9 protein-coding genes, 1 tRNA gene and 1 pseudogene are annotated in these 12,146 nt (G+C 68.5%); 6 read left to right on the top strand and 5 right to left on the bottom strand.

Annotation, left to right across the window (positions count from 1 at the left end):
* Nucleotides 1–264 precede the first annotated feature (264 nt).
* Nucleotides 265–2,334: an acyl-CoA dehydrogenase gene (locus MMF96_RS18770; RefSeq protein WP_256884404.1), complete on the bottom strand. Its 2,070-nt coding sequence runs from the start codon at nt 2,332–2,334 to the stop codon at nt 265–267.
* The gene (locus MMF96_RS18765; protein ID WP_256884403.1) at nt 2,331–3,050 is read right to left on the bottom strand and encodes a TetR/AcrR family transcriptional regulator; all 720 of its coding nucleotides are present in this window, start codon (nt 3,048–3,050) and stop codon (nt 2,331–2,333) included. Before MMF96_RS18765 ends, MMF96_RS18770 begins: the two co-directional genes overlap by 4 nt.
* 64 nt (nt 3,051–3,114) lie before the next feature.
* Between MMF96_RS18765 and MMF96_RS18760 the strand changes: the two genes are divergently transcribed.
* The 4 genes from MMF96_RS18760 to MMF96_RS18745 all read left to right on the top strand — a co-directional run bounded on the left by MMF96_RS18760 (nt 3,115) and on the right by MMF96_RS18745 (nt 7,930).
* Nucleotides 3,115–4,452, top strand: coding sequence for an acetyl-CoA C-acetyltransferase (locus MMF96_RS18760; protein WP_256884402.1), 1,338 nt, complete (start codon nt 3,115–3,117; stop codon nt 4,450–4,452).
* A 5-nt stretch (nt 4,453–4,457) separates the two neighbouring features.
* Complete coding sequence (locus tag MMF96_RS18755; protein WP_256884401.1) at nt 4,458–5,819, top strand: 3-oxoacyl-ACP reductase; 1,362 nt, start codon at nt 4,458–4,460, stop codon at nt 5,817–5,819.
* 2 nt (nt 5,820–5,821) lie between these two features.
* Nucleotides 5,822–6,742 carry a MaoC/PaaZ C-terminal domain-containing protein gene (locus tag MMF96_RS18750; RefSeq protein WP_256884405.1) on the top strand — a complete coding sequence of 307 codons (921 nt, stop codon included), beginning with the start codon at nt 5,822–5,824 and terminating at the stop codon, nt 6,740–6,742.
* Nucleotides 6,743–6,889: 147 nt separating this feature from the next.
* Nucleotides 6,890–7,930, top strand: a complete 1,041-nt coding sequence (locus tag MMF96_RS18745; RefSeq protein ID WP_306295994.1) for an MFS transporter — start codon at nt 6,890–6,892, stop codon at nt 7,928–7,930.
* A 192-nt stretch (nt 7,931–8,122) separates the two neighbouring features.
* Here MMF96_RS18745 and MMF96_RS18740 read toward each other — a convergent pair whose 3' ends face one another.
* From MMF96_RS18740 to MMF96_RS18730, 3 genes are all read right to left on the bottom strand, one after another.
* Nucleotides 8,123–8,878 (bottom strand): zf-HC2 domain-containing protein, encoded by a 756-nt coding sequence (locus tag MMF96_RS18740; protein WP_256884400.1) that lies wholly within the window; start codon nt 8,876–8,878, stop codon nt 8,123–8,125.
* Entirely contained in the window at nt 8,875–9,405 is a 531-nt protein-coding gene (locus tag MMF96_RS18735; protein ID WP_256884399.1) for a sigma-70 family RNA polymerase sigma factor, read from the bottom strand. Before MMF96_RS18735 ends, MMF96_RS18740 begins: the two co-directional genes overlap by 4 nt.
* A 665-nt stretch (nt 9,406–10,070) precedes the next feature.
* Nucleotides 10,071–10,153: transfer RNA gene (locus MMF96_RS18730), tRNA-Leu, on the bottom strand.
* Between the two features lie 195 nt (nt 10,154–10,348).
* Here MMF96_RS18730 and MMF96_RS18725 point away from each other — a divergent pair.
* Nucleotides 10,349–11,653 carry a M20/M25/M40 family metallo-hydrolase gene (locus MMF96_RS18725; RefSeq protein ID WP_256884398.1) on the top strand — a complete coding sequence of 435 codons (1,305 nt, stop codon included), beginning with the start codon at nt 10,349–10,351 and terminating at the stop codon, nt 11,651–11,653.
* A gap of 8 nt (nt 11,654–11,661) precedes the next feature.
* Nucleotides 11,662–12,021 (top strand): annotated as a pseudogene (locus MMF96_RS18720) (acyl-CoA dehydrogenase family protein); the annotation flags it as partial.
* Nucleotides 12,022–12,146: the final 125 nt, after the last annotated feature.

Here is a 12,146-nt window from a genome sequence, read left to right as displayed (position 1 = left end):
CTCCCCATCCCCGGCCAAGGCCACATCCCCTCACCACCCCTGCCCCTCACCGTCTGGCGCGCCGTCACCCACAACTACGCCGACAACTGCAACGAAAACCCCCACGGCACCGGCTGCTAAGGCCGTCGGCCAAGAAATACCCCGCAACCGGATCCAGGGCCCAACCCTTAATCGACGGCGGCACCGGCGGGAAAATTCCCTCCGCCGGGTGCCGCCGTCGAATACATTGAAGTTGAACGAATGGGACAAGCCCCAAAAGCGCCCCTACCTGCGGGCCTTGGCCTTCTGCACCATGACCTTCTCGTCCATCGGGGCGTCCTTGCTGGCACGCAGCTTGCGGTAGTAGTCCCGTGCCTCGTCCTGGCGTTCGCGCTCAATCCCGGTGGCAATCGTGGCCCGAAGGTGCTCCGGCCCGTAGCCAAACGCGTCCACCAGGTCCAGTGCGTGGGGCCGCAGTTTCGTCAGAATGCGGTTGATGTACGGTGCCAGCGTGCGTGCACGCTGCATGGAGATCCGCCCGTTCATCAGGTACCAGTCGAGGTGCTTCTCGATGAGTGTCAGGCCAAAGAGGTCGCGCAGCCGGGCCAGGACCTTCCTGGTGCCCGGGTCCCCAATGCGGCGCAGCGCCTCGGTGAACGCCTCCCATTGCAGCAGTTCAGCATGGGCCCGGGCTGCCTCGATCAACGCATTCTGGTTACTGTTAAACAGCTCGGCCGCCTTATCCTTGGGCAGCTTCCCGGCGTCCTTCAGCGCTGCCCCAATGTCCGACACCATGGACTGGACGCGGCCGGCAAGCAACTCGTGTTGTGTGTCCTCGTCCCTAAGGGCCTTGGCCGACTTTTGGGCGGATCCTGAGTCGGCCACGAACTGCGCCACCTGGCGCAGACCGGACTTGTTCCAGGTGAGGTCAGCCGCCTGGCCCACCACAAAGCGGGCGAGGACGCCGAAGTCCAGGTTGCGGAAGTCCTTCGAGTAGTCCGCCAGCAGGCGCTTGGCCACCAACTGCAGCAGGACCGTGTTGTCGCCCTCAAACGTGGCATACACATCCAGGTCGGCACGCAGCGAGGTGAGGCGGTTTTCAACCATGAATCCGGCGCCCCCGCACGCCTCGCGGCACTCCTGCAGCGTGTCCAGGGCATGCCACGTCGACAGCGACTTCAACGCAGCGGCCAACGTCTCCAGGTCCTGGCGGTCCTCGTCCGTGTCGTGGGTGCCGGAGAAGACGCCGTCGAACTTCTGCAGCAGCTCCTCATGGGCAAAAGCCGCGGCATAGGTCGTCGCGAGGCGCGGCAGGAGACGGCGCTGGTGGCGTTGGTAGTCCAGCAGCACCACTTCCTCCGTGTCCGACGCGGCGTTGAATTGACGCCGCTCCGTCGCGTACTGAATGGCAATCTTCAGGGCCACCTTGGAGGCGCCCACGGCTGCACCGTCGAGCGATACGCGTCCCTGCACCAGGGTGCCGAGCATGGTGAAGAATCGCCGCCCCGGGCTCGTAATGGAGGAGGAGTAGCTGCCGTCCCCGGCCACGTCGCCATATCGGTTGAGCAGGTTGGTGCGGGGAATGCGGACATTGGAAAAGTGCAGGCGGCCATTGTCGATCCCGTTGAGGCCGCCCTTGATGTTGTCGTCCAGCCCGCCGATTCCAGGAAGGAACTCCTTGGTCTCCGGATCCCGCAGATCCACATAGAAGGCGTGGACACCGTGGTTCACGCCACGCGTGATGAGCTGCGCAAACACCACCGCAGCCAGACCGTCCACGGCCGCGTTACCAATGAACTCCTTCCAGGCAGCACGGAAAGGGGTGTTGATGACGAACTCCTGGGTGACGGCATCATAGGTGGCCGTTGTGGCGATCGAGGCGACGTCGGAGCCGTGGCCAATTTCAGTCATGGCGAAGCATCCCGGAATCTCCATGGACATGATGCCCGGCAGCCACTTGTCCTGGTGCTCCTGCGTGCCCAGGTGCAGCACTGCGGAGCCGAACAGGCCCCACTGCACGCCCGCCTTGACCTGGAGGGACGGGTCAGCCAGCACCAGCTCCTCAAAACCGGCCACGTTGCCGCCATGGTCGCTGGTGCCCCCCAGCCGCACGGGGAAAGCGCGGTGCACGCCGTTGTTTTCCACCAGCAGTCCAAGCTGCCGGAAGACACGTTCGCGATGCACGGTATGGGAGAGCCCCTCAACCTTGTGCAGCTCGGGGCGTCCGGCCAGTTCGCGTGCCTGGAGGCGCACCTCGGCCCATTTGCCCAGCAGCGCTTGTCCCAGGGCGGCAACGTCAACACGTGCGCCGTCGTCGTGGGTGTGTTTGGTTGAACGGCTTAGTACGTCAGTCATCGGGTTCCTTCTGCTTGCTTTGGATTGTCGGTGGGGCGTGGAGCCGGGGCGACCTGTTGGGCGACGCCGTCGAACAGCCACGCAGAAATCTGTTCGGCCATGGCCCGGTGGTCGGGCTTGGCCGCGGATGGGGGAGTCTTCAGCCACAGCTCGCCCGCGGCCCGCACCAGCCCGATCGCCGCCGTCGGCCAGTAGCCCAGCAGGGGGGAGTCAGGATCGCCCAGCAGCTCCCGCAGCGGTTCGGAAATCATGGCGGTGACGGCCTCAAAGAAGCCGCTGAGGTCCCCCTCGGGGAGCGGGCCGGCGTCGGGTGGGGACGTCACAAAGGTGTACACGTTGGGCGACGTCTCAGCCATCTGCAGGTACGCGGTCACCATGTTCACCAGGCCCCCGCGCGGGGTCTTGGCGGTCCTCCCGGCGGCGACGATCGTGGCCTGCATCTGCCCGATCACCACCCTCCCCACGGCCTGCTGGAGTCCGGCCTTGTCACCGAAGTAGCGGTAAAAGACGGACTTTGAGGTGCCGGCGTTGGCCGCGATGTCCTCCATGGAGGCGTCGTGGCCCAGGTGGTGGATGGCCCGCCGGGCCGCCCTGATAAGCGAACGACGGCGTTCCTCCCGGTGCGCTTCCCACCTCACCGAGCGCCCGTCGACAGGCGTGCCGCCCGGGACGGGGAGGGGCGGCGGCGCGGCCTGCCCTGTTGGTAGCGAGTTCACGATACCCAGCGTATCAGGTACGCTGGGTATCAGTAATTCACGCCACATCTAAGGAGACCGCTCCATGAGTTCCCCCACGGCAGAAAACACGACGGCGAGCGCCGGCACCATCCGTAAGGCGGTGGTGGTTGGCGGCAACCGCATCCCCTTCGCCCGCTCCGGCGGCGCCTATGCCCACGCCTCCAACCAGGACATGCTCACGGCGGCGCTTGATGGTCTTGTGGCCCGGTTCGGGCTGCAGGACGAATCCATCGGCGAGGTGGCCGCTGGAGCCGTCCTGAAGCACTCCCGCGATTTCAACCTCACCCGTGAGGCCGTGCTGGGCTCCGCACTCCTCGCCACCACGCCTGCCTATGACCTCCAGCAGGCGTGTGCCACGGGCATGGAGGCCGTCATCGGCTTGTCCAACAAGATCAAGCTGGGGCAGATCGACTCCGCAATTGCCGGCGGCGTGGACTCCGCCTCCGACGCCCCCATTGCCGTCAGTGAAGGCCTGCGTGCCATCCTGCTGGACCTCAACCGGGCCAAGACCATGGCCGGCAAGGTGAAGATCCTCGGCCGGCTCCGGCCCAGGGACCTTGCCCCGGACACCCCGTCCACGGGAGAGCCCCGCACCGGGCTGTCCATGGGTGAGCACCAGGCGCTGACCACCGCCCAATGGAAGATCACGCGCCAGGCACAGGATGAACTGGCGCTGGCCAGCCACAAAAATCTCGCCGCCGCCTACGACCGGCACTTCTTTGACGACCTGGTGACGCCCTTCCGCGGCCTGACCCGTGATTCAAACCTGCGCGCAGACTCCTCGCTGGAAAAACTGGCCAGGCTCAAGCCCGTCTTCGGCCGCAACCTGGGCGACGCCGCCACCATGACGGCGGGCAACTCCACCCCGCTGACCGACGGCGCCTCGACCGTGCTGCTCGCCTCCGAGGACTGGGCCCGGGACCATGAGCTGCCCATGCTGGCCAACGTCGTGGACGGCGAGGCCGCGGCCGTGGACTTTGTGCACGGCAGGGACGGCCTGCTCATGGCCCCCGTGTTTGCCGTCCCGCGCCTGCTGGCGCGCAACGGGCTGACCTTTGACGACATTGACTACTTTGAAATCCACGAGGCCTTCGCCGGCACGGTGCTGAGCACCCTGGCGGCCTGGGAGGACGAGGAGTTCGGCCGGACGCGGCTGGGCCTGGACGGCGCCTTCGGCACGGTGGACCGCCGCAAGCTCAACATCAACGGCTCCTCACTTGCCGCCGGCCACCCCTTCGCCGCCACCGGCGGCCGGTTGATCGCCACCCTGGCCAAGATGCTCAGCGAGCGCGGCCTGGTGGACGGCCGCCCGGCCCGCGGCCTGGTCTCCGTCTGTGCGGCCGGCGGCCAAGGCGTCGTGGCACTGCTGGAAGCCAGGTAGCCGCGATGGCAGCACAACAGAAGGTGTCCTCGGACAAGTACACGGAACTAGTTTCCGGCGGCCTGGGCCGGGAACTGGCCAAGCGCCTGGGCCTGCCACAGCCCGCCGTCCTGCGCCGCTTCACGCCGGGCGCCCCGCTGGTCCAGGGCCCCATCCTGGTGGTGGGCCACTCCGCGGGGGCCGACGCCGTTTCGGCCGTCCTGCTGTCCTGGGGCCAGGACGTGCGCCGGCACGCCACACCCAGGGACACCTTGGGCGCCATCGTGCTGGTGCTGGACGAGCTGGCCCATCCGGACCAGCTGTCCGCGCCGCTGCGGGAAGTCGGCGGCGCCCTGCGTGACCTCCAGCGCAACGGCCGGATCGTGGGCATCTCACGGCGGGCCGACGCGCAGGACACCCCCGAGGCCGCCGCCGCACGCAACGCCGTGGACGGCATCCTGCGTTCCCTGGCCAAGGAACTGCGCGCCGGCGCCACCGCCAACGGCGTGGTCCTGGCCAACGGCACCGCCGCAGACGCACCCAGCACCATGTCGGCCCTGCGCTTCTTCCTCTCCGCACGCTCGTCCTTCGTGGACGGCCAGTTCCTGACCGCCTCCTCCGAGGGAAGCGCCACGGAACCCAACTGGGACAGGCCCCTGGAAGGCAGGGTCGCCGTCGTCACCGGCGCCGCCCGCGGCATCGGCGCCTCCATTGCCCGCACCCTGGCCCGCGATGGCGCCAAGGTGGTGGCCGTGGACGTGCCGGCCGCGGGGGACCAGCTGGCAGCCGTTGCCAATGAAGTCCACGGCACCGCGCTGCAGCTGGACATCACCGCCACCGAAGCCGGCGCCCGCATCCTGGACCATGCGGCACAGCGCCACAGCCGGCTGGACATCGTGGTGCACAACGCCGGCATCACACGGGACAAGCTGCTGGCCAACATGGACGCCGCCCGCTGGGACTCCGTGATTGCAGTCAACATTGCCGCGCAGCTGCGCATCAACCAGGCACTTTTGGCCAGCAGCCACTTCGCGGACCACCCACGGATCATCAGTGTCTCCTCCACGAGCGGGATTGCCGGCAACCGCGGCCAGACCAACTATGCCGCGTCCAAGGCGGGCGTGATCGGCATGGTCCGTGCCACCGCGCCGCTGCTGGCTGAAAAAGGCGGCACGGTCAACGCCGTCGCGCCGGGCTTCATCGAAACCGCCATGACCGCGAAAATCCCGTTCGCCACCCGCGAGGTGGCCCGCCGCCTCAACAGCCTGCAGCAGGGCGGGCGGCCGGAGGACGTGGCCGAGGCCATCGCGTATTTCGCCTCGGAGGCCTCGGCCGGGGTCACGGCCAACATCCTGCGCGTGTGCGGGCAGAACCTGGTGGGGCAGTGAGCATGGAAAACGTGCTGACGGAGATGCCGTCGCTGTCGAAGCAGTATGTCAACGCCGCGGCGACGGCCGCCATGAAGCGGCTGGCGCGTTCCGTCCCCGTGGTGGCACTGCCCACCCGGGCCCTGGAGGTCCGGGGCGTCACCGCCGACCTGGCAAAGCTCACGGCCTTCGCGCACCTGTTGGGCAAGCCCGCCCGGGACGTCCTGCCGTCGGGCTACATCCACGCGCTGGCGTTTCCGGTGGCGATGGGCGTCATGGTGCAGGACGATTTCCCGCTGCCGCTGCTCGGCATGGTCCACCTGCGCAACCAGGTGGACCACTACGCCGCCGTGCGCTTTACCGACGTGCTGACCATCCGGGCCTGGGCCAGGGACCTGGCCGGGCACCGCGCCGGCACCCAGGTCCAGCTGGTGGTGGAGGTGCGAAGCAGCGACGGCACGGCGCTGCTGTGGCGCGGCGTCTCCACCTATCTGGCAAAGGGGATCTACCTTCCGGGCCTGGACAAGCCGTCGCCGAGGCCGGCCGGGGCGCAGCGGGAACCTTTCTCCGCGCCGCAGCCCACCGCGCAATGGCGGCTGGGCGTCGACACCGGCCGCGCCTATGCCGCGGTCTCCGGGGACTTCAACCCCATCCACCTCAGCGTGCTGTCCGCGAAGGCGCTGGGGCTGAGGCGTTCCATCGCCCACGGCATGTATGCGGCCTCGCGCGTGGTCTCCGACATCGGTTCGCCCAAGCCCGAGGCGTTTAGCTGGGACATTGCCTTCGAGGCGCCGATCTTCCTCCCCGCGACGGTGTCCCTGCACATTGCGGACACCCGGGCGGACGACGGCGGCTGGCTGGGCAGCGAGTTCACCGCCTGGAACGCCCGCAGCGCCAGGGTGCATTTCCGCGGGAGCGTCACGGCCGGCACCACCCAGCCCTGACGGGCACCGGGGCAGGTCCGGCGCCGGGGCCGCGGCCCCGCTGCCGCCGGGTCCAGGGACCCCCGCCGGGAAGCAGTCCGCCATCGAATTCCGATGGCGGGCTGCTTTTTTAGGTGGGGGCCCACGGCCGGCACCAACAGTGCCGGCATGACCCACCGCCACGTGCTGGAGGCACTCACCGGCCTGCTGGCTGCCTTTTTCACCGCCATCGTGGCCAACGCGCTGACCACCATCATGGACCAGCTCCACTGCACACAGACCGACTTTGCCTGGGTCATCATGGCGGCACTGCCCGCGAACGCCGCCGCCACCCCGATGTGGGGCAGGCTGGCCGACCTCTTTGACAAAAAACTGCTGGTCCAGCTGAGCATCATCATCTTCGTGGCGGGCTCCGCCATGGCCGGCTTCGCCACCACCATTCCACTGCTGCTCACGGCCCGCGTCATCCAGGGCATCGCCATGGGCGGCCTGACAGCCCTCGCTCAGGCGATCATCGGCACCATCATCTCCCCGCGCGAACGTGGACGGTACTCCGGCCAGATGGTGACCCGGTTCGGCAGGTGGAAGCGCTTCCTGGTGGGCGGTGCGCTGTTGCTGATCGCAGGCCTTGGCTTGACCGGCACCATCACCCACGACACCAACCTGGCCCTGGTGGGCAGCTACACGTTTGTCTTCGGCCTGGGCCCGGGCATGATGATGCAGAACCTGCTCCCGGCCGTCCAAAACACCGTCGCAGTGAAGGACATCGGCTCGGCGTCAGGGTCCGCGGCGTTCTTCCGCACCGTGGGCGGGGCCGCCGGCGTGGCCATCCTGGGCGCCGTCATGGGCACCCGCGTCACCAGCGTGGTCAATGCCGGCCTCGCCGGGGCCGGCGTCAAGCCTGCCGGCGGACCGCACGCCACCATGGACCTGGCCAGCCTGCCTGACCCCGTCAAGGTCATTGTCCGCGCTGCCTGCGGCGACGGGCCGGCCCTGATTTTCATGATCGGCGCCATCACCATGCTGGTGGCCCTGGCCGCCGTGCTGCCCATGAAGGAAATTCCCCTGCGCCGCACCATAGACATGGTCGACGCCGGCAGGCGGGGTGCCGCCGTGGCGGCCGGTGGGTCTGTGGACACCAGGCCCGCGGACGCCGTGGCGGACGCCCCCGGTACTCCCGAACCTGGCACGCCCGAACCGGCGAAATAGGGCCCGGGGACACCACGGGGCAGGGAAGCCAGGGATTTGGTGCCGGGTGGTGGGTGGTGGCACCCAACGGCAGGAAGTTGTCCTCCGCACCGTCTATGAAGCCCAGTCCCTATTCAGGGCAGGGCTACTGATCCCTTCCCGGACCCGCTGGCGGCCCCTGCGCCGGTCCGCCGGCCCGGCGCAGGGGCCGCCCTAAAGCCGTGCCCGGAGCAGCGGAACCCCCGTCGCCGGGGCGCCCTGCTGCCGGATTAGCAGTTCCTTGATGGAGCCCACGGCCAGCGTGGTGGTCGCCACGGGAGACACTTTGCTTCCCGGTGCGGCGCGCCACGTGGCCAGCGTCACCCGGTTGCCCGTGGTGGTGACCGCCACGAGTTCATATGCAGTGGGCACCACCGGGCTGCCCGTGTTCCCGTAGACCGGCCCGCCCGTTGTTCCGGTGCTGTAATTGCACGTCCAGGAGAGGAGGGTTCCCCAAGGCTCCGGGCTGGCCTGGCCGTGTGCGGCCAGCAACCGCTGCCCGGTGCTGGCAAAGGTCAATTGCAAGGCTGCGGTACCAGTCCGGCCCGGAGCGTGGCCGGCCTGTGTCGCAGGCGGCGCAGCGGGGGGAATCAGGCCCGCCGTGACAGCAGCCGTCCCGCCGCCCAACACCAGGGCAGCGGCAGCCGCCGCGGCCGCCAGGCCGGCCCTCCGGCGTCGTACCTTCCGGGCAAAGACGGCGTAGGGGGCGGCGCTGGGCAACGGCTTGGGTGCCCCGGGGGCCACGGCGTCGCGGCCCACCAGGGAAAGCAGTCCGGGCAGGCCGGACAACTCGGCCAGGCGGTTGCGGCACGCGTCACAGCCGTCCACGTGTTGTTCGTATTCGCGGCGCTCGGCTGCCGTCAGGGAGCCAAGGACATAGGCCGCGTCCCAGGCGGAATAGGGGTCCACGGCAGAAGGGGTGGTGGTCACCGGCTGCTCACGCCCCTTTCCTCGAGTGCCAGCCGCAGGGCGCGGAGGCCGTAGTGCAGCCGCGATTTGACGGTTCCGTCCGGGACGCCAAGTGCGGCACCAATGCTGCGCGTGTCCTGCCCGTCGAAGTAGGCGAGTCGGATGACCTCGCGGTGTTCGGGCGTGAGCGTGAGCAAGGCGTCCTCGACCAGCCACGCATCCAGGATCCGGTCCGTCTGGTCCGGCCCCGGATGCTCAGGCAGCTGGTCCGTGCCGATCTCACGGCGGTGCCGGGCGCTGCGCCAGTCGTCGATGACCAGGTTCCGCGCCACGGTGAACAACCAGCCCCGCAGCGCGGGCTCCGTGCGCTGCAGGACGTCGGGGTGCTCCCATGCACGGAGCAAGGTCTCGGCCACCACATCCTGCGCCACGGTGCCTTCACTGGTCAGGCGCTGGACGAAGCGCGTCAGCTGGACGGCATAGTCCCGGTGGAGGGCGCGCATGGCTTCCTCGCGCGTCGGCGTGCCCGTGCGGGCCTGCTGGTCCATCTCCACCCCCCTTTCGCGCTTTGGCTGCCGGCGGCACCGGCCTACCCCTACAAACGGAGGCCATGCCCAAAAGGTTCACCCCCCACCTGAAGGCCGGCGGCCGGTTCCTGGCCATCCCGCCCGCCGCAGGCCCTACGGCCCCCGCTTCCACCTCTTCAGGCCCCACCGACCCAGGCCCTGCCGTCCCTCCCCTCCAGGGACGCCTGCATGAATTATGAATTCCGTGGCCTTCCACTACACATTCTCCTCGTCCAGGCCGTGGTCGTCACGCTTCCCGTGGCCGCCCTGTGCACAGTCGCCACGACGCTCTGGCCCGCCGTCCGCCGCCGACCGGGACTGGCCACGCCCGCACTCCGCCTGCCGGGCCTGGCCCTGGTGTTCATCACCCAGCGGGCGGGGGAGTGGCTGTTGCTGCGGGTGGTGCAGACCCGGGCAGTGCCGGCCCACGCCCGTGACGGCAGGACCCTGCTGCCATGCGCCGGGGCCCTCTTCGGCGCCTCCCTGGCTGCCTGGCTCTGGCACCGGTTTTCGCGCCGCCGCCGCATAGCGTCGCGGCTGGGCAGGGGCAGGGGCCGGGGCCCGCCCGGCCGCGCTCCGCCGGCAGAAACACAAACCGAAACACAAAAAAGCCCGGAAGACCGTTTCAGGTCTTCCGGGCCATCATGTGCGCGGAGGGGGACTTGAACCCCCACCCCGTTTCCAGGACTAGCACCTCAAGCTAGCGCGTCTGCCATTCCGCCACCCGCGCAAGGTGAATTCGGGAGGACCGGCCATCCATCCGGATGAACCGTTCGCCCCCGAAGCAGCGAGAAATACGATAGCACAGCTTTTGCCGCAAACAACAATCGGGCCAGCGGCCTGCCGGCGCCTCCGCCAAGCAAGGCCCAGAGGGGCCTCGGATGTAGGCTGAAGTGACCACCAGAAGAGCCCGAAGGAGCCCCTCGTGAACACCGTCCGGCCGGAAGACGAAGTCGTCGGCATTTGTCAGGACCTCATCCGCATCGACACCACCAACTTTGGCACCAACGAAGGCCCGGGGGAGCGCGCCGCCGCCGAACACGTCGCCGGACTGATCACCGAGGTGGGGCTCCCCGCCGACCTTTACGAGTCGGATCCCGGGCGCGCCAACGTCGTGACCCGTATCGAGGGCAGCGACCCTTCCCTGCCGGCGCTCGTGGTCCACGGCCACCTCGACGTCGTCCCGGCCCTGGCGCACGAATGGAGCGTCGACCCGTTTGGCGGCGAGGAGAAGGACGGCCTGATCTGGGGCCGGGGCGCCGTGGACATGAAGGACATGGACGCCATGATCCTCTCCGTCATGCGCTCCATGGCACTGGACGGGCGCAAGCCCAGGCGCGACATTGTCTTTGCGTTCTTCGCCGACGAGGAGGCCGGCGGCACCTACGGCGCCCGGTGGTCGGTGGACAACCGCCGCGACATTTTTGACGGTGCCACAGAGGCCATTTCCGAGGTGGGCGGCTTCTCCGCGGACATTGGCGGCAAGCGCGCATACCTGCTCCAGACGGCGGAAAAGGGGCTGTCCTGGCTGCGCCTGACCGCCCACGGCCGGGCCGGGCACGGCTCGCAGATCAACACCGACAACGCCGTCACCCGGCTGGCGCGCGCCGTGACCCGGATTGGCGGGCACGAATGGCCCATTGAATACACGGACACCACCCGGGCGTTCCTGGAGGGCGTCTCCGAGCTGACCGGCGTCGAATTTGACGAGGGAAACCCGCAGGCGCTGCTGGACCAGCTGGGCACCGTGTCGCGTTTTGTGGGCGCCACCTTGCAAAACACGTCCAACCCCACCCTGCTGTCCGGCGGCTACAAGGCCAACGTGATTCCCGCGACGGCGGAAGCCATGGTGGACATCCGCACCCTGCCGGGCCAGCATGAACAGGTCCTGGAAATGGTCCGGGACCTTGCCGGGGACGGCATCGACATCAGCACCATCCACGACGACGTCGCCCTGGAGACGCCCTTCGCCGGAAACCTGGTGGACGCCATGGTGGACGCCCTGCACGCCGAGGACCCCGGCGCCACCGTGCTGCCGTACACGCTCTCCGGCGGCACCGACAACAAGTCGCTGTCCCGCCTGGGCATCACCGGCTACGGCTTCGCCCCGCTGCAGCTGCCCCCGGAGCTTGACTTCACCGGCATGTTCCACGGCGTCGACGAACGGGTGCCCGTGGAATCGCTGAAGTTCGGCGCCCGGGTGCTCGACCGCCTGCTCAGCAGCTACTAGGCCCAGCCATGGAACCGGAACAGCTGCTGTCCGAGGAATTGCTGGAGCGTTTCCGTGCCCGCGCCAAGGGCTACGACGAGCGCAACGAGTTCTTCCACGAGGACCTGGCCGAGCTGAAGGAACGCCGCTACCTGGGCATGTTCGCCGCCACCGGCGACGGCGGGCTCGGCTACGGGCTGCAACAGGCCGCCGCGGCGCAACGCCGCCTGGCGACCGCCGCCCCGGCCACCGCACTGGCGGTCAACATGCACCTGGTGTGGACCGGCGTCGCACACCTGCTGCACGAGCGCGGCGACGACTCCCTCCACTACGTCCTGCAGGAGGCTGTTGCCGGGGAGGTTTTTGCCTTCGGCAACTCGGAGGCGGGTGTCCTGTCTCAATTTAGTTGGCCATTTTCGCAACTTACCTGGCCACCTACGGCTTTCTGGGGTTTGTCTCAGTTAATATGGCCACCATGGATGTTGCTCGCGCGTTGAGGTCGCTGCCTTCGAAC

The sequence above is a fragment of the Arthrobacter sp. STN4 genome, from assembly GCF_024539665.1.
Taxonomy (GTDB): Bacteria; Actinomycetota; Actinomycetes; order Actinomycetales; family Micrococcaceae; genus Specibacter.
This window is presented reverse-complemented; position numbering and strand designations above follow the sequence as displayed.